A 22,911-nucleotide genomic window follows, 5' to 3' on the forward strand; every position below is an offset into this window, starting at 1 on the left:
ATCACCTCCCCGATTAAACAACAAAAGCAGCCCCCGTATCCGAAAGCTGCTTTTTGTATTCAATATGATAAGCCTTATTTTTTTATCCCTTTTCCAGTAGCGGCCCAATAAATACCACCATATAAGTGATCCAAAAACGTTTGATCAGAGTAAATAGCACCAATATGGCCCAGGCCTGTGTAGAAAGCCCTGCCACCATCGTAGTTGTGGTACCATGCTATTGGGTGGAAATCGCCCATACCCTTTCTGGCAGTGCCCCCCCAGTTGGTTGACGCATCGTAGCTTTTTTCATCAACAGTCAGTAGAAACTTCAAATTATCAGATTTAAACGGCTTTTGGTACTCATACCATTCGTCGGTCCACAGCAATCTTTTGGGAAAGCGCTCCATGCCAGGGAAATTACTATCTACTACATCCAAATAGGCAGTTTGCTGCTGGGGGTGAACCTGAAACATCATTCCCACCATTTTGGTGTACCATTCCCATTCGTATTCGGTGTCGGCCGCAGCATGAATGCCTACCCAGCCCTTACCGGATCTAATGTACTTTTCGAAGGCCGCCTGCTGCTCATCATTCAGGATGTCGCTGGTAGTGCTGAGGAAGATCACCACATCGTAGTTGGCCAGCTGCTTGTCGTTAAAAACCGACGCATTTTCCTGCCAGTCGACACTGAAATTGTGGCGAGCTGCCAGGGCACGGACGCCATCTACTCCTTCGTGAATAGACACATGATGGAAACCGGCTGTTTTGGTAAAAAGGAGCACCTTGAATTGCTGTGCCTGCGAAACAGACACAAAACAAATTGCAAAAAGCAATGAAAGTATGTTTTTCAACATGGTTTTTAGGGGTTTTAAGTCTTCGTAAATAATTGATAGTAAGTAAACATGCGAGTATATCACGCCCTGCACATTTCAGGCTATGAAAAGTGCTCGGGCTCCTGCTCAATCAAAGTTCATGTATCAAATGTAATTACGCCAGAAACTATGAATTTACCTACAACGGTGTGCAGCAGACACCCATGAAAGGGATGAATGGCCTCCCTCCTGCTACAGCTCCCTGAGAAACCTGCCATTTTGAAATATTACTGCTAAATTCCCGTCGTTTGTTGCAGGCTATCTTTCATTTTATTCACTAAATTGACAAGAAAGTTTTGCCTTGAAAAGAGCCATAACCATTTGCATTTTACTCTTTGAAATTGCTTTATACTCATTTGCACAAGGCCCTAAAGTGGACAGTCTTCGTCAATTAGCAAAGCAGCACCCCAAAGACACAACAGGAGTGAATGCATTGCTAGGGCTTGCGAGCGAATTTTTGAGAACCGATCTGGAAGAGGCCAAATCGCTTGCCTTTCGGGCAGCTCCTCTTGCGGACTCTCTTAAGCAACTGCGGGGATTGAGTGTCGCTTACTTGTACCTTGTTGTTATTTACCAAAACGCTGCTCAACAGGATAGCGCTGTTTATTACCTCGATCAATTGAAGGCCTTGGCAGAGGCTAATCCTTCTGACTGGAAATTAGTCGTCAACTACAATCAGTCGGCTGGGTTGTATTACAAAAACCAGGGCAATTACAACAAGGCATTACCCTATCTGCTCGAAAATCTCAAATTTACTGAGCCTGACAGCGAAGGAACTGCGGGCCTTTATCTGAACATTGGCAACCTCTATTTCAATCTCTCCGACTATCGCAACGCCATGCACTACCATTTGGAGGGACTTACCATTTTCGAAAAGGTCGGCAGCCTGAGAGGCCAGTCATTTTGTATGCACAGCCTGGGAAATGATTTTTTTCATCTCAGTCAGTTCGAGTTGTCAAAGAAATACTACCTCCAGGCGATGCAAATCAAGCAGCAGCTTAACGACAAGCGAGGATTGATTACCACCTGGACAGGTCTTGGCGACGTGTATGGTCAGCTAATGCAATATGCCCTTTCTGAGAAGTATTACTTACAAGCAATAGCTGCGGCCCGGGAAATGAAGCTTCGTGGAGAGGAGATGAAACCTCTTTACCAGATAGGGTTATTGTACAAAAAAATGGGAGGCTTTGATCAGGCGATAAAAAACATTACCAGTAGCCTGCTCCTTGCACGGCAAATGGGCGACAGCACTGCCAGCGCCAAGGCCCAATCGGAGCTGGTGGGAATCGACATTGCACGGCAGACCAAAAAAAATGACGAAAGCACCCTCCTTGCCAGTCTTAAAACAGTGATTGAGGCCGGGAATAGAGATGGGGAGTTGGTCGAGTATGGTCGGCTTGGTGAGTACTATGCAATGAATAAGCAATTTGAAAAGGCTTATGAGTATCTGAAAAAATATGAGCAGCTAAAGGATGAAATTGAGGGCACAGAGGTGCTGCTGGAGTTAAAAGAATTGGAGGGACAATATCAAACTGAAAAAAAGGAGCGGGAAATTGAACTTTTAAAAAAGGATCAGGAGCTTCAGACCCTGGCACTGGACAGGGAACGAGCCAATGTGATCATCATCGCCATTATACTGGTATCAGTAGTGCTGACCGGCTTTTTGCTTGTCAATAGGTACAGGGTGGTGGCTCGTGCCAAACGAACAATAGAAATGGAAAGGATGCGCAACACCATTGCCAGAGACCTTCACGATGACATTGGTTCAACGCTCTCCAGCATCAATATTATGAGCCAACTTGCCCTCAAAGACAATAACGGGCAGGCAGGGCAATACTTTCAGAGTATCCATGAGCACTCGTCCAAGATCATGGAGAGCATGTCGGACATTGTTTGGTCTATTAACCCCAACAACGACTCGCTGGAGCAGGTTCTGGTGAAAATGAAGGAATTCGCTGCCGAAATACTCGAGCCAAAAGGGATCGCTTTTTCCTTTCAGGGGGTCGACGAAGTAAAGAACATCGTGCTGGCTTCTGAAAAGAGAAAAAATGTCTTCCTCATTTTCAAAGAAGCCATAAACAACGCAGCCAAGTACAGTAACGCTTCAGAAATTATCATTCAGGTGGCAGGCCAAAATGGGAACATCATTTTCTCCATTAGCGATAATGGCAACGGCTTTGACTCTGAGAAGGTGAAGCCCGGAAACGGGCTGAAGAACATGGAAGCCCGGGCAAAAAGCCTGCTCGGCGCACTTCGCCGCACCAGCGCCATTGGAAACGGCACACATATTAATCTTGAATTCCCTATCACATGATTAGGGTATTGTATCAACTCAGGTATTAGCCGACTTTTATCATTTACCACTAATCGACCTCGTTATGCCCCTTTCTGTGCTGCTATATGAAGACGATGAGCTCCTTCGCAGCAGTCTGCAAAGTATGATTAGCCTCAATGAAAACTTTCTATGCTTGGGTGCCTATAGCGACGTGCTACAGGCGACCGATCAAATCCAGCACCTCCGCCCCGATTTGGTTTTCATGGATATTGACCTGCCTGGCATGACCGGCATAGAAGCGTTGAAAAAAGTGAGAGCCTCCAATCAGGAATTGCCCATCATCATGCTTACCGTATTTGATGATAGCACCCACGTACTTGATGCCATTTTCGCAGGTGCTTCCGGATATCTGCTAAAAAAACATATTTCTACCCGCCTTTTCAACGCCGTAGAGGAAGTGCTGGCTGGTGGTGCCCCCATGTCGCCCAGCATAGCCCGTATGGTAATTGATTCGATGAGGCAAAAGCCTGTGGAAAACAATTATCAGCTTTCCCCCAGAGAGAAAGAAATCCTTACCTCCCTCAGCCAGGGCAACAGCTACAAGATGATTGCTAGCGATTTTGCAATAAGCATAGACACTGTTCGCACCCACATCAAAAGAATCTACGAAAAGCTCCAGGTGCACTCGCAAACTGAAGCTGTGAGTAAGGCGATCAATGAGGGGCTGGTTTAGGCTCATTGTCAACTGCTGTCCCCTATTGGAACTGCCTACTCACTTTCTGTAACCTGCCTTCACAATCCCGTCACATCATCATGCGATTTACTTCCTTCTTTGTTTTGGTGAGCTTTGATTGAAGTTAGTTCTCTGGTTATCAGAGGAGTAATACATTTTTTCAAGTAAGTAAAAACCGATAACTTTTTATGAAAAGTGCTACCGGAAAGCTCACTACCCGCAAGTTATTGTCCCTCAGTACCTTGTTGTTTTCGCTTCTGATCTTATGCTCAAAAAATGTACTTGCCCAACCAGGCTCTCTTGACCCTGCTTTTTCGGGAGATGGAAAGCAAACAACGGATTTTGGGGGTCTTAGTGATGAGGCTTACGCCGTTGGTTTTCAAAGCGATGGAAAAATAATCGTCGCCGGCTATTCTTTCGTCACAACCGACGATTTTGCGGTTGCCCGCTACAACACCGACGGGTCGCTGGATGCCACTTTTGGAACCGCTGGAAAGGTGATTACACCTATCGGTACTTTCGACGACTATGGCTGGTCACTGGCCATTCAGTCGGATGATAAAATAGTAGTGGCTGGCTACTCATTTAATGGTTCCAACGAAGACTTTGCGTTGGTGCGCTACACAAGCAACGGTGCCCTGGATACTTCATTCGATACTGACGGAATTCTCACAACGGCTATTGGTACAGGCGATGACCAAGCCTTTGCCGTAGCTATTCAAAGCGACGGCAAAATACTGGCAGCAGGGAGGAGCCACAATGGTTCAAATTTTGACTTTGCGCTGGTGCGTTACAATACGGATGGTTCTCTGGATACTTCGTTTGACACCGATGGCAAACTGACAACCCCCAATGGGAGTGCCGGTGACGAGGCCTGGTCTATTGTTATTCAGCCGGATGGCAAGATTGTTCTGGCCGGTACAAGCACCAATTTACAGGCGGACTTTACCATGGTGAGATACAACGCTAATGGCTCCCTAGACACTGGCTTCGATACCGACGGAAAGGTCACGGTGAACATTGGATCAGGGACAGCAGATGACCAGGCCTATTCTGTTGCCTTGCAAACTGATGGCAAAATAGTGGTGGGCGGCTCCCACAATTCCGGAAACCTGGATTTTGCTCTGACTCGTCTAAATGGCGATGGCTCTCTGGATACCGGGTTTGGCACAGCCGGAAAGGTCATTACCGCTGTCGGTAGCTCGCACGAAACCGGACGTAGCGTTGCTATTCAAGCCGATGGTAAAATTCTACTGGCGGGCTGGAGTAACAATGGCTCCAACTACGATTTCGCATTGGTTCGCTATAACACCGACGGCTCGCTGGATGGCAGCTTTGGTACTGCGGGAAAGGTAATTACCCCTTTCGGCGCATCCAACGACCATGCCTATGCCGTAGGCATTCAAAGTGATAAAAAAATCGTCCTTGCCGGGAGAACCAACGCCTCAACCTGGGACATGGCGCTCGCCCGCTACATCGCTGCCATCGACCAATCAATCACGAGCTTCTATCCCCTATCGGGTGTTGTTAGCACCGAAGTTACTATTACGGGGACGGGGTTCAGCACCACGCCGGCCGACAATGCAGTTGCTTTTAATGGAACGGCGGCCATTGTAACTGCAAGCACGGCGACAACAATCACCACTTCGGTACCTGCCGGGGCCAGCAGCGGCCCCATAACGGTGACAGTTGCAGGCAATACCGTGGCATCAGACGTCGATTTTTACGTTACCGCAGCATCAATATCCATGAGCGATGGAGACGTTTCGGGGTGTGATTTTCAATTTACAGACTCAGGCGGGCCAGACGATTACGGAGCTAGCGAGGATTTCACTTTCACCTTTGCTCCTGAGAACCCAGGCGAGAAAATGAAAATCTCTTTTCTGTCCTTTGATACCGAAACCAGCGAATATTTAATCGCCTACGATGGGCCAGATACTTCCTCTCCATTCCTGAGCTATATGAGTGGCACCACTGTACCAAAAGACGTCATAGCAACCAGCGCTACCGGCGAAGTCACTTTCTTCTTTCACTCCAATAACGACGGCGAAAGGCCTGGATGGGAGGCCCTGGTTTCGTGTGTAACCGACCTGATTACCATCGATACCCAACCTCTGAACTACACTGGTTGCGTAGGTGATATAGCCACTTTTGAGGTCGCAGCGAGCGGTACAACCAACCTCACCTATCAGTGGCAGGAGTCAGACCACGAAGGTGGCTGGTATGATTTGACTGATGTCGATGGTTTTTCGGGCACCAGCACTTCTGTTCTTTCAGTGAATACTGCCGCATATTTTGGTCAAAATTATTACCGGTGCATGGTTTCCGGAGACCTCTCATCTAATGCATTCTCTGATGAGGTATATCTCGAGATCGGGCCAGATAAACCTGCTGTTTCTAACGTGGTCAATTGCGGGCCGACTTCTTTTACGCTCACAGCATCTGGAGGTGCTGAAGGGCAATTCCGGTGGTACACAACCTCCACCGGAGGCTCACCTATTATCGGAGAGACGAGCAGTACGTACACCACACCTCCCCTAACCAGCACAGCTTATTACTACGTTGCTATTAACGACGGCACATGCGAAAGCGAACGAAGCGAAATCCAGGCTGGCATTAGCACCTGTGAGCCTGAACCTGGGTTTGTTTGGGCACTTGGCGCTGGCTCTGGTGGAGGTACATCGGCTGCTTCAGAAACTATCTACACATCCGATGGCAACCTTCTTGTATTTGGGTCATACGGAGGCACCATCGATTTTGATACCGGACCCGGGGAAGCTATCGTTACAGCTACAGGCAGCGATGCATATATGTTCAAATTAGGCCCTGATGGTAATCTCCTTTGGGTAAAAACCGCCCAGGGAACCGGATTAACCAGTGTGGCTGCTGCATCCGAAGACGGAGCAGGAAATCTGTATGTCCTGTTCAGGTTCTATGGCACCACGGACTTTGACCCGGGTGTAGGGGAAGCCTTTCTCACAAGCGTGACAAGCTCTCCCAACAATAAAAGTGACCTGGCCATAGGGAAGTACGATGCCGACGGCAACTTTATCTGGGTGCGGCAAATTGGCGGAAATAGCGACGAATTTGGAGGTGGAATTACAACCGATGCAGATGGAAATGCCTATGTAACGGGAGCCTTTCGGGGCACCACCAGTGTAGGTGGTATGTTCTCGCTCACAGCCAGAGGCAGTGGAAGCACAGACGCTCTGTTCTGCAAAATCGACAAAGACGGCACTTTCTTGTGGGCTTATAATATTGGCTCAGATACCACCACGGGCGCCAACCTTTTCAGTGACTATGCTTCCGGAGTCGCTCTGAGCGGCTCCAACCTTTACATAACCGGGAGGCTACACAGCAGTGGCGTTGTTGACTTTGATCCGGGTGCTGGAACCGCTAACTACACTTTGACATCAGGCACCGCTTTTATTTTGAAGCTGAATTCCGACGGAATCTATCAAAGCCATCAGGTAATCGAAAACAGTGGTGCTTCAGGTTCCATTGGTATCGACAGCGAAAGCAATATATACGTTTGCGGCCAGTTCGCTGGAACCATCGATATTGACCCCGGGCCTGGCACCTTCGAGGTAACTTCAACAGGAGATGCCGCTTCCTACCTACTAAAATTGAATCCTGCCGGGGATTTCGTTTGGGGCTTGTCATTCGGCGGTCAATACAACTCGTTTGCAATGGGTAATATTACGATCGATGCTGACGACAACATTTTCACCTCGGGGTATTTCCAAAGCACCACTGATTTTGACCCCTCTGATCTGGTGGAAAGCAGGGGAAGTAACGGCCTTTTTCTCAACACTTTCACTCTGAAACTAGACAAAGATGCCAACTTCAAATGGATGATTGACATGCGAAAAATCGATGGGGGTTTTACCTCAACGAGTGCCGGCCCTTTAGCATTAAGCCCCGAAGGCGATATTTATCTGGTGGGTGGTTTCGCCCGGCACATCGATTTTGATCCAAGTGAGTGCGTCTTCGAAATGAATAATGTAAACGGCACCGACTTCTTTGTCAGAAAAGTAAGCCCCGCTGCGCCCACTGTTTGTTTTGACGCAGAACCTGTTAATAAATTTGCTTGTACAGGCTCTACTGCCACATTTGCCACCACGGTACTTGGTACCGACCCATATAACTTCCAATGGCAGAAGTTGAATACTTCAACGTCTATCTATGAAGACATTTCCAACACCGGGGGATATTCGGGAGTTTTGACTTCAACTCTTTCCATTAATACAACCGGCGACTTCGGTGCCGGAACGTACCGATGCAAAGTGTCAGGTAATTCAACCATCGATGACTTCTCGGGAAGTGCCACACTCACTATTGGCCCTTTGACGCCCCCAAAAGCAACAGACGTCAGCACTTGCACACCGGAAAGTGTAACACTCACCGCCTCCGGCGCTACCACCGGCCAGTATCGCTGGTATGATGTTGAGACAGGCGGCACTGCCATTGTTGGGCAGGTGAATAGCTCCTTCATCACTCCCGAGCTCTCCCAAACAACTACATTTTATGTGGCCATCAACAACGGTTCGTGTGAAAGCGAAAGAGTTCCAGTGACCGCCACACTCAATACCACGCTGGATCCACCTTTAGCTACTGAGGCTGCCATTTGCGGCGGTGAAACAGCGGCACTGATCGCCACAGGAGGCACCGATGGCCAATACCGATGGTATGAGGTTGAAAGTGGTGGCACTGCCATCAGTGGAGAAACAAATGGCATCTACACCACACCCGCTCTCTCGACCACTTCCACTTATTATGTTGCGCTAAACGATGGAAGCTGCGAAAGTACAAGGACGCCGGTTGTCGTCACGGTAAACTCACCTCCTTCCGCACCTTCCACCACCGATGCGGTACTTTGTGGATCGGGTTCTGCTGCAGTAACTGCCTCGGGAGGCTCGGACGGGCAGTACCGTTGGTATGACACGGAAATAGGTGGAACTGCCATTGCCGGAGAAGTGAATGGCGCCTACTCTACTCCTATCTTAACGGCCACAACAACTTATTATGTTTCCATCAATGATGGCTTTTGTGAAAGCGCCAGAACGGCCGTAACTGCTGGCATTAGCCCAGCCGTGACGCCCCCGACAACGACAGATATCTCTATCTGTGCGCCGGAAAGTGTCACCCTTACCGCCTCTGGCGGTGCGGAAGGTGAGTACCGTTGGTACGACCTCGAAACAGCTGGAACTGCCATTTCCGGTGAGGTAAACAGCAGTTTCACGACTCCCATCCTATCGGCAACCACTAGCTATTATGTCGCTATCAATGACGGAACTTGCGAAAGCAGCCGTACAACCGTTACCGTTAACTTTGATCCCAGTGTTGTGGCTCCAGAAACATCTGACCTGGCCATCTGCCCTGGAGCAAGTGCCACATTAACAGCCTTAGGTGGCACTGACGGCCAGTACCGATGGTACGACGTTGACACCGGTGGTGCGCCCATTACCGGCGAGGTCGGTAGCATTTACATCACTCCTGCCCTTTCCTCCGGGTCCACCTTCTATGTGGCCCTGAACAACGGCACCTGCGAAAGTGCAAGAGTAGAGGTTGAGGTTTCTTTGCTGGAAGAGGTCTCAATTACTGGACAGCCTAGTGACCAATCAACCGAAGTCGGAACATCGGTCTCCTTCTCGGTTACAGCCTCGGGTGATAATCTTACTTACCAGTGGCAAAAAGACCTCATTGACCTCGAAGGACAAACAAGCGGTGAGCTTGTTTTGGCAACTGTTGGTCTCGGCGATACCGGCGACTACCAATGCCTGGTCTCCAACACTTGTGGCAGCCTGACAAGTGATGTAGCTGTGCTCACTGTCTCAGAGACTGAGGTAGGGCCTACTGGTGATGAAATCACCGTCTACAATGCTGTAGCGCCCAATGGCAACAACAAAAACGAATTTCTCAAGATAGCCAACATCGAAAGTCACCCGGGTAATTCAGTAGAAATCTACGACCGCTGGGGCGTGAAGGTGTTTGAGGTATCCAACTACGATAACCAGGACTCAAATGCCCGGTTTGAGGGACGCTCCAATGTTGGGAGCAGCCTCAACCTGGTCGAAGGCACCTATTTCTATCTTATTCAAGCTTCAGGGCAAAAACTGACGGGCTTTTTACATTTAAGAAGATAATATGAAAATGCTAATTTCTTTGTCGACACTGTTGCTGATTGCGGAATATTGCTTTGCCCAGCAGGATGCACTCACGAGCACCTATCAGCTCAACCAGCTATTTATTAATCCATCGTACGCTGGTGTAAACGACATCACAAGCTTCGATCTGCATTACCGCAGCCAGTGGGGCAACCTCAAGGGTGCACCCAGAACTATGCTGCTTTCAGGCAACACTTCACTTGTCGACAACCAGGTAGGCTTGGGTGTGTCGGTGCAGCACGACAATATTGGTGTGATCGAAAAGACCGACATTAACCTGGCACTGGGCTACAAAATCAAGCTGGACAGCACCTACTGTTTGTCGTTTGGTTTGCAAGGTGGAGTGAATGCGCTCAACTACAATTTCGGAAAACTGACCCTGGACGACCCTTCTGACGAGGATTTTGTTTTCAGCGGCCTGTCCTACTCCAAACCTAATTTTGGTACGGGCATCTTTCTTTCGTCCAAAAATTTTTACCTGGGACTGTCTGCCCCAAGGTTGCTCAAGGTAACCCAAGAGCTTGACGGTGGCAACCAACGGTACCACAGGCAGCTGTATGTCTCCAGCGGGCTCATCTTCGACAAAATACAGGCGGTAAAGCTAAAAGCATCAACGCTGGTTCGTTACAGTGCTGACACTCCCCTCTCCTTTGATCTTGGAGCCAGCGTGCTGATGCTGGATGCGGTATGGGCCGGGCTCTACACAAGAAGCTTCAATACAGTAGGCATTAACATCTTCTTTATGGCGGAAGGTGGCCTCAGGCTGGGCTATTCGGGAGAACTCGCCACCAACAGTTTGGCACCTTCGAGCTTTAGTACTCATGAAATCACACTTGGCTATGACCTCAGTCTATTTCCTAAACAGGTGCCCAAGGTGAGGTATTATTAACCTTCCAAAACGGGAGTTCTGATCTGCATAGAAAAAGAACTAAATACCTCTAAATCACACAAAAAGCTACATCTTCTTTCTCAAACTGAACAGCGTCTCTAAACATGCAAGAGCTGGGTCAAATCTTCCCTCCGGGCTTTTGTTGTATTTTTACAAAAAATATAATGCCAATTAGTAGAATTGCGTATATTCATCCTTGTGTATACGCCTACTCCATTTCGGAGATTTTTTTAACAAAAGCTCAAGTCTGCTGACCCATAGTATAGCTTGGACTTCGTGTAACTTTAAATATCTACTGGGGTATCTTTTCTGGGAACACTAGTAATCAGGATTTATTAACGATGAACAACAGACTATCGGGTACGATTTTTTCAAAGGTCTTCTTTGCACTGACCCTAATCTACGGCATTACTATCGCAGGATGCAAGTCGCAAAACACCAGTGCTTCTGAAACCACAGATAAAGCCGTTGGTGGAAGCAGTACTACGAGCCCTTATGCGCTAACCATTCAGCAAAGCGATAATACTTCTATTCAAATACTAGGCAAAGGCAACAGGCAAAATCCTTACACCGAAACCATTGACGGCTATACTATCCTAAGAAATGAATCCAAAATATATGAGTACGCCATACCCGGATCGAACGGTAAACTTGGGCTAAGTGGTGTGAAAGCCAACGATCCTGATCAGAGAAAGCCTGAGGAAGTCCAGTTTTTGAAAACGATTGAAACACATTTAAGAAACCAATAGCTCTAATACTTTCACTATGAGAACCAGCTTTAAACTGATTTTTTTACTCGCACCATTTTTTGTTTCAGAGCTCTGTGCGCAGTCAGATTTAAGTCCTTCCAATTGTCCTGCTTCTCCCTACGCTGTGGAAATCACGCAACCAGACCACTCCAAGCTGCGAGTAGTTGGCAAAGGCAATATGGCCAACCACCACACGGAAACGGAGGATGGCTATACGGTAGTAAAAAACGCAAGGGGTATTTATGAATATGCAGCGCTAAAAGATGGGAAACTGGCCCCTTCTGGTACAAAAGCTTCAAACCCTTCAGCCCGGGAAGCTTCTTCCAAATCGTTTCTAAACAGCCAACCCAAACACTTACGAGACGCAATAAGCAGATCTGCTTCAAGCAACTCTCCCATGAATGTCAATCAAAGTAACTCGCCAGGCATCGAGTACGCCTTCCCTACCGCAGGAACCAGAAAAGTGCTGGTAATTCTCATTAAATACCCCGACCTGGCCAACACCTACACCGGTACCGACTTTGATGACATGATGAACGAAGTCAACTATAATAGCACGGGAAGCTTCAGAGACTATTTTCTGAAAGTTTCTGACAACGAGTTGGATGTCGAGGCCGACGTCTTTGGGTGGTACGAAGCTGAGAATAACTATGAGTACTATGGAGATGATAATGGTGACAATGTCGCCAGAGAGCTTGTTGGAGAAGCCATTGACGCAGCGGAGGCTGCTGGTGTAGACTTTTCGATTTACGACAATGATGGTGATGACTTTGTTGACGGAGTTATCATCGTTCACGCTGGCCCTGGTGCCGAGGAAGGTAGCCAAACAAAATACATCTGGAGCCATAGATGGACACTCCCTGGAAGCTACGGGCGAACTTACGATGAGGTAACGCTATATGACTACATGATCAACCCCGAAATCCGTCAGACAGACAACATGGTAGGCATCGGCGTTTTTTGCCACGAATTCGGACATGGGCTGGGGCTCCCGGATTTGTATGATATCGACGAGTCAAATGGCGACTCGGAGGGCATCGGTAACTGGGGGCTGATGGCAGGAGCCGGCTGGCTAAATAACGAACGAACACCTGGTTTTATGAGTGCATGGTCCAGGGCAAAATTAGAGTGGGTCAGTCCTACTGTAATAGGCAGCGGCGACTATTCACTGGATCCTTCGGTTAGCAGTACTACAGTGTATAAGATAGCCACCAACGACCCGAAAGAATACTTCTTGCTTGAAAACCGCCAAAAGACCGGTCAGGACGCTTACCTACCCGGAGAAGGGCTTGCGATTTGGCACATCGACGACAATAAAATCACCAACGGTGACGAAACCCACAAACTTGTAGACCTTGAAGAGGCAGATGGGTTAAACGGTCTCGATAATGAAACCAACCGTGGCGATGCTGGCGACCTCTACCCTGGCACGAGCAGCAATACGTTGTTTGACGATACATCTAACCCAAATGCCAAGCTGTATTCTGGCAGCGTCAGCAATATCCAGGTGTCTGCAATTATTGAAAACGATTTGCTGGTTTCATTCACACTCCTACAGGGAGATATCCCTAATCCCTGCGAAGATGCCATATCAATAGCTGGTACCGGAAGCGAAAATTCAGAAACTTTTACCGGTGGTGGTGAGGGAGACTGGGACCTCGCTCTGTGCGACAGTTCTGCACCTGGGACTGAGCAAATCTATAGTTTCACTGCTCCTTCCACTGGTCTCTATAGCCTAGAAGTAACCTCAGCAACCGGAGCCGTAGATTATGCCTGGAACACAGCTTGTGGGCCGGCAGGTTGGGTTTGTATCGGCGATATTGATGCTATTGGCACCTATGGGTCAATGCCGTTGACTGTCGGAGAAACATACTATCTGCTGCTGGATGACGAAGATGATGACACTGGAAGCACCCATGAATTTTACATAAATGAACCAACCACCCCGTGTGAAAATATCACAGCGATTACAGGAACAGGGTCGGAAAACAGCTACACATATGCCAGTGAGGGTACGGGTTTGTGGAACACTGAGTTTTGTGACTACTCCACACCAGGAACAGAGCAGGTTTACAGTTTCACTCCTTCCGAAACAGGTTTCTACAGCCTCGTAGTGACTTCTGCCACAGACTGGGCTGACTATGGATGGAGCACCAGCTGTGATGAAGTGGGGTGGAATTGTATTGGGGACATCAACGGGGGTGGAACTTATGGCTTTATGGAATGGACTGAAAGCGTGACATACTATGTTTTAATTGATGCTGAAGACATCACGTCAGTTACACATGAATTTTATATCGAGGGTCCTGTTGGTGGCGGTACCGTGTGCGAAAACGTGATTGCAATATCTGCGACAGGGGAAGGAAATACTCAAACCTATTCTGGAGCTGGAACAGGGCAATGGAGCACCAGCTTTTGCGGGTTCTCCACACCTGGTATTGAACAGGTTTATAGCTTTACGCCAAGTGCCTCTGGTTCCTACAGCGTCGTGATCACGTCAGCCAATGGCTGGGTTGATTATGCCTGGGGTACGAGCTGTAACATCGATGGTTGGGACTGTATAGGTGATATTGAAGAGGGCGGTACATATGGAGAAAGATCTTTGACTGAAGGGGTAACTTATTACCTGTTGCTTGATAGTGAAAGTAACGTTTTAGGTACCCACGAATTTTACATAAGTGATCCTGTTGTAGGCCCGTGTGATGAGGTGATTGAAATTACTGGCACAGGGGCCGAAAACCCTATCGCTTTTGAGGGAGGGGGTACCGGGGCATGGAGCACCAACTTTTGTGGATATTCAACCCCTGGAAAAGAGCAAATATATCGCTTTGTAGCTCCCTATACCGGAGACTACTCAATCACTGTGTCATCAGCAACTGACTACGTCGACTACGCCTGGGGCACCAGCTGTGGGTCGAGCGCCGGTAATTGGAGTTGCATCGATGACATTGTCTACCCTGGCACCTACGGATCCTTGGCATGGACTGCCGGCACGACGTATTTTCTGCTACTTGACGACGAAACGATAAGTGGAAGCAACCACGAGTTTTATATCAACCTCCCTGAAAGGCCCGAAATTGAAGTCACCCCTACCTCCCTCACACAAACGCTAACAGAAGGCAGATCGGGATCTAAAGAACTCACTATCCAGAATACAGGCGATGGCGAGCTTACTTATTCTATCAGCCTGGAAGAGGATTGGACGGGTGTAGACCCTGCTTCCGGAACCATTGAACCTGGTGAATCAGCTTTGATCACCGTCACCTTCGATGCAACAGCACTGACGCCCAACGTATACCAGTCAGATATCACCATAGCCAGCAATGACGATGATGAGGCAGAAACCGTAGTGACGACAACATTGACAGTCGAGGAGCTCGTGGAGTATACCATTTCGCTGGCAGCTAATCCTGAAGAAGGTGGGGAAGTAACAGGGGCCGGTGTATATGAAGAAGATGAGAGCGTAGAAGTGAGTGCGACAGCAGCAACAGGCTATGCTTTCCTCAGTTGGACTGAAGGGGAAACAGAAGTCTCAGACAACGCTGTTTATAGCTTTACTGCCACCGGAGACAGGTCGCTTGTCGCCAACTTTGAAGAAGTAATTAGTATTGCCACAACGGCAAGTCCATCAGTTGGAGGCACGGTAACAGGCCACGGGGATTTTAGCCCAGGCACAGCGGTTAGCCTTACAGCAATATCCTCAGAGGGTTACAACTTCGTTAACTGGACGGAAGGCGGAACAGAAGTATCGACAGAAACGGAATTTAGTTTTACTGCCACTGAAGACCGGACATTGGTGGCGAATTTCCAGATACAATCTTTTATCATTTCTGCTGTCGGCCTACCATCAGCAGGAGGAAATGTAATGGGCACAGGCGCTTATAACTACGGCGAAGTAGTAACTCTTTTAGCAGTGCCGGAAGATCATTTCAATTTTATAGGCTGGGAGGAAGACGGATTTTCCGTTGGCTCTGGTGGGGAGTATAGCTTCACTGCTAGCAAAGACAGGAACCTTATAGCCAAGTTCGAAAAACAGTATTTCTTTATAGTTGCGGGTGCCGGTGAAGCTGGCACAGGAACTGTTGCGGGAGCCGGGCAATATGACTTCGGAGAAACTGCCACATTGACTGCGACACCTGCTGTGGGGTATGAGTTTGTCAATTGGACCGAGGTTATCCACTTTCCTGACGAAGAGAAAGAGATTTCGACTGATCCTATTTTGAGCATTGTGGTATCAGAAGGGAAAATTCTTCGTGCCAATTTCCAACTTAAGACCTTTACCATAGCCGTGCAAGCAAACCCAATTGAGGGAGGCGAAGTTCTCGGTGGCTCCTTTAAATACCACCAACTAATAGGTGTCACAGCGACACCATCGACAGGATACAACTTCCTAAACTGGACTGAAAATGGCGAAGAGGTGGATAAGAACCTATTCTACCAATTTGAGGTTACAAACGACAGAAACCTCGTCGCCAATTTTGAACTCAAATCTTTCGAAATCACAGCATCAGCAAGCCCTGCCGAAGGAGGTGCCGTAGAAGGTACAGGCATCGTAAACTTCGGAACGACAGTTACCTTGACCGCAAGTCCTGCCACCAGCTACGAATTCATCAACTGGACAGACAATGGATCTGAAATAGGCACCAATCCATCCCTTAGCTTTACTGCTGAGCAAAGCCGCTCACTGATAGCCAATTTTGAATTTAACCCTTCCACTTCTGTGAAATGGGAAGCAGAAGTAGCTACGGTTTACCCCAATCCGGTTAAAGACTACCTAACCGTTGAAATGGATGATTTTGTACAGGCTGTAGTTTTCGAGTTGACCGGAAAAGAAATTCACAGGTCAACATCAAAAAGTCTTGATCTGAGAGATTTGCGGCCCGGCATGTACCTGATCAAGCTGGAGGATTCGGATCACAAGCAAATGTCGTTTAGAGTGATAAAGGAGTAATCTTGAGCTTTTATATATCATAATTTTGCAATAAATGGAGGAGACCACCCAAACCTACTATCCCACCCTCAAGCAATCGTTTGGATTAATAGGTCTCCTCCTGCTTTTTTCTCTGGCCGGAGCTATTCCGATGATCATTATCAAAGGAATGCATTTGAACAACGGTGTTTATGAGCAGGTAGCCCAACTGGCTATGTATGTGATTTCGTTTGCTCTTGTTATCGAATTGGCCTGGAAAAACATTCGGAAACAAGGGCTTTGGGATCCAACTCCTAAACGGCAAATGGTTGGCATGGAAATAATTGCAGTACTAGTGATAATGACGATTGCCACGATCATCATTGTCGATCCAATTATAGAGCTTATTCCCATGCCGGAATACTTCAAACTGCTTTTCGAAGAGCTTATGAAGCCGGATCTGACTAGCTTTCTCACATTAGTTGTTGCTGCGCCTATTCTCGAAGAGCTACTTTTCAGAGGTATTATTCTTGAAGGACTTCTTAAAAACTACAGCCCCCCAAAAGCCATCATTTGGTCCGCACTTATTTTTGGAATCGCACACTTCAACCCCTGGCAGGCAATTGGCGCCACAGCGACAGGCGTCTTGATTGGTTGGGCTTATGTCAGGACAAACTCCTTAATCCCTGGCATCATCATACACTTTTTCAATAACCTGTTTGCCTTCGCTCTGATGGCATTCATCAGCGGTGATGTAGAGGACATGACGCTGCCCAATTTAATCGGGAATAATGCGGTGTACCTGGCCATACTAGCTATTGCTTTGGCAACACTTGTCGTTGGCTACCGCTTTATTGAGAGGTGGAGTGAAATAAAAAGTTGATTCCCCAGCGCAAAGATCCTCTTTTGCCAATCTTCTTTCTGGCGTCCGCCTCGAGTGTCAATCCACCTTACCTCACCCCCATCTCCTCATACACAATCGTATGGATCGTTGGTCTTACGGCCAGGTCGTAGATGGCCGTGCTGTTTCTGGTTGGATACACCCGGTTAGACAAGAACACGTACATGAAATCGTACTCGGGGTCGAGCCACACGAAAGTGCCTGTGTAGCCTGAATGCCCAAAGCTTGAAGGCGATGCCTGGCGGGCTACGCTGCTGCTTCTCTTATTGTATTCAATCAGTGGCTTGTCGAAGCCGATCGCCCGGCGGTTGCCCTCCTCGCAGAACTGGCAAACAGAAAACTTCTCCAGCGTTTGAGGCGAAATATAGCGCTCTCCACCGTAGGTACCCTCATTCAGGTACATCTGCCACATGGCCGCCAGGTCGTAGGAGCGGGCAAATAGCCCGGCGTGACCCGAAACTCCATCGAGCATGGCAGCCCCCTCGTCATGCACCACGCCATGCAATTGGGTCATGCGGAAGTAGTTGTCGTTCTCTGTCGGAATAATACGATCCAGAGAATACTTCCTTCCCGCATTGTAACCAAGTGTTGTGCCACCTATTCTATCATAGAAATTCTCATTCAGGTATTCCTGAAAGTCAGTGCCAGTCAACGTTTTTACGATATCCGGATACAGGTAGAAGCTCATGTCGGAATACACATAGCCAGGCTCAGGATTGAGCTTCGACTTTTTGATCTTCTTCAGCAGTGTTTTTTTGTAGTCTTTGTACTCATACAAATTATCTGTGAGCTTGATAGGATAATCGGCAGAGGGCGTGAGTGACAACGTGTGACGTTTGTAGCTGCTATCTTTTTTGTACGCTGATTGATAGAACGGAATCCACGACTTTAGCCTCGCCTGGTGTGTGAGAATATCAATGAACTCCAGCTTGGCTTTGTTTGACCAGCCGAAGTACGGATAGTAGTCTTTTAACCTGGCATGCAGATCGAACTTGCCGTCATCGTGCAGCTTCATGATCGCTGCCAAAGCCGCCGTAATCTTTGTTACCGAGGCCAGGTCGTATATGTCTGTTTTCTTCACTTCCAGCAGGCTGTCGTAGGTGTGAAAACCGTAAGTTTTATGGAAGAATACTTTCCCCTCTTTGGCCAGCATCACTTGTCCCCCAGGAAAAGCTTTTTTCTCAATAGCCAGTGTCATGGCACTATCAATGCGGGTTTCCAGCGTCCGACTGTTGATGCCCATCTCCTCTGGCAACGTAAATTTAAAGCGCACCCCACCCTCAGTGGTCAGTCCGTGTCCGGCAGGCCATCGCTCATTCACCGTTACAGGCAAGTGCCCTTTGGCTCCAATGCCTCCGAAAATAAGCTGAGCTGCCATGTCTTCAGCTGTTGCGTGCTCCTGATAGGTCGTAAATACCGCATCCGGCTCTGCTATCCAGTCAAGTTTGGAAAGCGAATAAGGATTCCTCATGGCCGCTACCACGGTTGCTTTGCCTTCGACAAGCTCTTTCACAAACGCCTGCACGTTGGCTGACATCCCTTCCCTGTTATTAGCTCTGAGCCCGGAGTGCAGCCCAATGAGTACCATGTTGTAGCTTTTCAAGCTATCCCTCACTGCCTCTATTTGCGCTGGGGTTGCATCATTGGGCAATACCAGATGAGGCATTTCAGTATAATCATTCAGTCGGTGCTGGAAAGGAGAAATCGCCTCTACTCCTACGCTAAGGCTTGCCAGCTCCAATGTATCGAGTCGCTTGAGAGGCAAAAGGTCGCTCTTGTTTTCCAACAAAGTAACAGATTCCTCAAACAGCCTCCTGTTAAGCATTTCGTCGCTGGGCCGGTGCAGGTCTTCTAAAACGTGCTCATTGCTCAAAGGACTCCAGCGAGTCATGCCTGTCACATATTTGCCCATCAAAATCTTTTTCACGCTCTCAGCCAATCGCTGCTCTGTGATCTCTTTCTTTATCACAGCCGCTTTCAGGTACTCAAAGGCAACATCCACGTCCTCTGCAAACTCCAGCGCATCGTTGCCTGCCAGAAAAGCCTTTTTCTCAAGCTCGCCAGAGGCATGATACTTCGTCACACCCTTCATATTGAGGGCATCTGTGTAAATGATCCCTTTGTAACCCAGCTTGTATTTCAGGAGGTCCGTGACAACTGGCTTCGACAGCGTGGTAGGCAAATTAGGTGTATCGTCCAACGTTGGAATAGACATGTGGGCCACCATGATGCCAGACACGTTGGCCTCAATTAGCTTTTTAAAAGGGTAAAGTTCCACACTGTCAAGCCTTTGTATGTCGTGCTTAACAACAGGCAAGTCGTAGTGAGAATCCGTACCTGTGTCGCCATGGCCGGGAAAATGCTTTGCCGAGGCCAACACCCCCTGGCTTTCCAGCCCTTTCACATACGCCAACCCTCTTTGGGCCACCTCGTCCCTGTTCTCGCCAAAAGAACGGTAATTGATCACCGGATTGTTAGGGTTGTTATTCACGTCTACTACAGGCGCAAAATTGACCTGCGTCCCTACCCTCTTTAGCTGCCGGGCAATCGCCTGCCCCATTTGCTCGATCAATGTAACGTCTTCAATAGCGCCCAACGTCATTTGATAGGGAAACGACATGGTGCTATCGAGCCGCATGCCTACACCCCACTCGGCGTCCATTGCAACAGTTAAAGGAAGCTTAGATTCGTTTTGCAGTTTATTGAGTAGATTGATTTGCCTGACCGGGCCACCCTGAAAAACCACCAAGCCGCCAACATGGCGCTCTTTGATAAGTCGGATAAGTTCCTGGGTGTGGGCTTCGTCTCTGTTCGAATATGCCGCTATCATGAGCAGCTGCCCTATTTTCTCATCAAGTGTCAGGGAGGAATAAACCGAATCTACCCATGCTCTGGCTTTCTCTACTTCGTTGAGTTGCTCAAAGGGCCGTGGAATGGCAGTCTGAGCATAAGCCGAGGTGAAATGAACAAGGACAAGAGAAAAGAAAAAGGTAGCTCGCAGGTAGGTTTTAAACATCATCGATCAGGTTTACTAAAAATACAATTCTACTTAGAAGTTAGCCAGCAGGCAAAACCCATTAACTAAAGCTTCTTAACGCCCAATCCGGGCTTATCAATCAAACTCATCATGCCTTCTTTGATGGTAAAGCCGCCCGACACCACATCTTTGGCCAGATCGAGGCTACCGTCGAGGTCTATATACTTTGTGTGAGGGCACGAAAAGGCCACATGCAAACCAGCTGCAATGCTGATGATGCTTTCGTCGTTGCAGCCCCACATCAGGTCAATGCCTGCCTGTCTGGCTATGGTGGCAATTTCTCTGGCTGGCTGAATGCCCCCGCATTTCATCAGCTTGATATTGTAGATGCCGGCTGCCTTGGGATTGTTGGCCAGGCTGAAAGCATCTGCCGGGCCCACCAGTGATTCATCGGCAGCCACCAGGTTCTTCACATAATCGGGAAACTTGCGGTACTCAGCAATGGCCGACTGCTTCAGCGGCTGCTCTATCAATTCAATGTCAAGGTCTTTTGTGGCACTTACATAGGAGATCGTTTCGTCAAAATCCCATCCCTGGTTGGCGTCGATCCTTATCAGGGCCTTATTCCCAATATGCTTGCGAAGGGCGATCGTTCGCTCGATGTCCTCCTCTATCGTCTTACCAAGTTTGACCTTGAGTATTTTGAACCCACCTTTAATAAAATCATCTGCCTCTCTGTGCGTCTCTTCAATACTCATAATCCCAATGGTAACCGAAGTAGCCATCGATTTGTGGTGAGCACCCAGAAAGTGAACCAATGGCACACCCAGAGACTGTGTGAATAGATCGTGCAGGGCCACGTCGAGTGCTACTCTGCATCCCGCACTGGAATCAAAATTGGTATGTATTCCATTGAGTAGTTCGTAAAAGCACGAAACGTCAGAACCTTTCAGAAAGGAGAGATCACTGGAGGTTAAAGTTTTATAACATTCACCGACATCCTCATTCACCACATACTTACTGGGGTTGGCCACGCCCATGCCAACCATACCGTTGTCTGCAACAAGCTCCACAATCACGTTTTCCACCGAATCCACTGTTTTGTAAGAAATGGAGTACGGCTTAGCCAGTTCCAGATTTTCCTTGCGGATATTAATTTCCTTTATTCGCATTCTTTCGTTTGATCAACTCTCTAATTGGTCCTAAAATGTCATCCACTCCTCTTTCCACTGGCAAAGCCACCGGAATACCCAGTTTTTGCTCATACTCCTCTTTGTGCCGAAGCGCCTGATCAATAGTAAGGCCTCTTGTGTTGAGCGTCACCCCAATAACTTCCTTACCATACATTTTTATCAAAGCAATGTCCTCAGTAATTGGGGGTATCTTGGCATCCAGGTACTCAAAACCGTCGTAGTGAACCCTGGCGGGAGCGTGTTGCAAAACCACACCGTCCACGTCGCCAGAAAGCAAAAACTCGGAACCGCATGGCCCGCTAATGTTACGCAAGGCTGCCTGTCCTTCAATCACCATCAGGTCCGGGTTCAGGTCCCTGTCACAGGTTACGAGGGCATTTTCCAGCTCGCCCGACACATAGTCGTTGTAAGTGGAGTCGAGGATAAACCCGTACTTCCATCCTTGCATCCACCCCGTTTGTCCTGTGTAAATCATTTCGGAAATCATACCCTCCTTACGGATGGCCTCCACTATAAACTTGGAGGTGGTGCGCTTTCCAAGTCCGCAGTCGGTGCCCATTACTGCAATTTTGGCAGATTTTATTTTGTATACGTCACCCGTCCAGAACTTCAGGTATTTCCGTTCCCTTGGCTGCCTGATGTCGTGAATTGTGACACCCTTCTCTCTGGCAATAGCAACCAGTCTCTCATTGTCGTTAAGAAATGAGTGAAGTCCGCTGACCACGTCCATACCATTTTCCATGGCAGTAACAACGTCTTCTTCCATCGACTTTGGCAGCTGACCACCTTTCGGAGCCACTCCCACCACACAGTTTTCGGCCTTGCCGCCTGCAGCTATGAAGTCTTTAACTGTCTTGTAAATAGGAATTCCTCTTTCCCTACCATCCAGCACTTTGCCTGCATCCTGGCCAAAAAAAACTGGATCGATGACAGCGAGGATATCATATCTGACAGATCCCCTGATAAGCCCGTGGGCAGTTTTGGCCGACTTCGTATCAAAGCTGCCATTGGACAATACGATTGATTTTAATTGCATAGATTGTGAAAAGACAAATAACAAACTCCAAAGCACAAAGAAATTCCAAAAGCCAAAGTTTAAAAACCCAAATGGCATACCCGAGGTAAATCAGCCACATCCGGTCAGCAGATGGTTCGATTGCTTCGGGAACTGGCGCCTATTTGACATTTGTCTTTCGTTATTTGGCGTTTTCGGTCTTCGGTGTAAATTTTACTAAAATTCCACACTCTTCGTTCATAAATTAGA

The 22,911-nt window shown here is 48.1% G+C and carries 11 protein-coding genes; 7 read left to right on the forward strand and 4 right to left on the reverse strand.

Annotated features, from left to right (window positions below; all coding sequences use genetic code 11):
- Positions 1-74: 74 nt before the first annotated feature.
- The gene (locus RT717_RS12795; RefSeq protein WP_317492132.1) at positions 75-836 is read right to left on the reverse strand and encodes a ThuA domain-containing protein; all 762 of its coding nucleotides are present in this window, start codon (positions 834-836) and stop codon (positions 75-77) included.
- A 319-nt stretch (positions 837-1,155) separates the two neighbouring features.
- Here RT717_RS12795 and RT717_RS12800 point away from each other — a divergent pair, with 319 nt between their 5' ends.
- The 7 genes from RT717_RS12800 to RT717_RS12830 all read left to right on the forward strand — a co-directional run bounded on the left by RT717_RS12800 (position 1,156) and on the right by RT717_RS12830 (position 17,459).
- Entirely contained in the window at positions 1,156-3,168 is a 2,013-nt protein-coding gene (locus RT717_RS12800) for a tetratricopeptide repeat protein (protein ID WP_317492133.1), read from the forward strand.
- A 64-nt stretch (positions 3,169-3,232) separates the two neighbouring features.
- On the forward strand, positions 3,233-3,862 hold the full coding sequence (locus tag RT717_RS12805) for a response regulator transcription factor (RefSeq protein WP_317492134.1): 630 nt from the start codon (positions 3,233-3,235) through the stop codon (positions 3,860-3,862).
- A gap of 188 nt (positions 3,863-4,050) precedes the next feature.
- Positions 4,051-10,008 carry an Ig-like domain-containing protein gene (locus RT717_RS12810; protein ID WP_317492135.1) on the forward strand — a complete coding sequence of 1,986 codons (5,958 nt, stop codon included), beginning with the start codon at positions 4,051-4,053 and terminating at the stop codon, positions 10,006-10,008.
- Position 10,009: 1 nt separating this feature from the next.
- Positions 10,010-10,918, forward strand: coding sequence for a PorP/SprF family type IX secretion system membrane protein (locus tag RT717_RS12815; RefSeq protein ID WP_317492136.1), 909 nt, complete (start codon positions 10,010-10,012; stop codon positions 10,916-10,918).
- Positions 10,919-11,259: 341 nt separating this feature from the next.
- The gene (locus RT717_RS12820) at positions 11,260-11,667 is read left to right on the forward strand and encodes a hypothetical protein (RefSeq protein WP_317492137.1); all 408 of its coding nucleotides are present in this window, start codon (positions 11,260-11,262) and stop codon (positions 11,665-11,667) included.
- A 16-nt stretch (positions 11,668-11,683) separates the two neighbouring features.
- The gene (locus RT717_RS12825) at positions 11,684-16,618 is read left to right on the forward strand and encodes an InlB B-repeat-containing protein (protein WP_317492138.1); all 4,935 of its coding nucleotides are present in this window, start codon (positions 11,684-11,686) and stop codon (positions 16,616-16,618) included.
- A gap of 34 nt (positions 16,619-16,652) precedes the next feature.
- Positions 16,653-17,459, forward strand: coding sequence for a CPBP family intramembrane glutamic endopeptidase (locus tag RT717_RS12830; protein ID WP_317492139.1), 807 nt, complete (start codon positions 16,653-16,655; stop codon positions 17,457-17,459).
- A gap of 67 nt (positions 17,460-17,526) precedes the next feature.
- Here the strand turns inward: RT717_RS12830 and RT717_RS12835 are convergent, their stop codons facing one another.
- From RT717_RS12835 to RT717_RS12845, 3 genes are all read right to left on the reverse strand, one after another.
- Entirely contained in the window at positions 17,527-20,496 is a 2,970-nt protein-coding gene (locus RT717_RS12835) for a glycoside hydrolase family 3 N-terminal domain-containing protein (protein ID WP_317492140.1), read from the reverse strand.
- A gap of 62 nt (positions 20,497-20,558) precedes the next feature.
- Positions 20,559-21,626, reverse strand: a complete 1,068-nt coding sequence (locus tag RT717_RS12840; protein WP_317492141.1) for a mandelate racemase/muconate lactonizing enzyme family protein — start codon at positions 21,624-21,626, stop codon at positions 20,559-20,561.
- The gene (locus RT717_RS12845) at positions 21,607-22,683 is read right to left on the reverse strand and encodes a DUF1611 domain-containing protein (RefSeq protein ID WP_317492142.1); all 1,077 of its coding nucleotides are present in this window, start codon (positions 22,681-22,683) and stop codon (positions 21,607-21,609) included. Before RT717_RS12845 ends, RT717_RS12840 begins: the two co-directional genes overlap by 20 nt.
- Positions 22,684-22,911 lie beyond the last annotated feature (228 nt).

Source organism: Imperialibacter roseus, from assembly GCF_032999765.1.
Classification (GTDB): domain Bacteria; phylum Bacteroidota; class Bacteroidia; order Cytophagales; family Cyclobacteriaceae; genus Imperialibacter; species Imperialibacter roseus.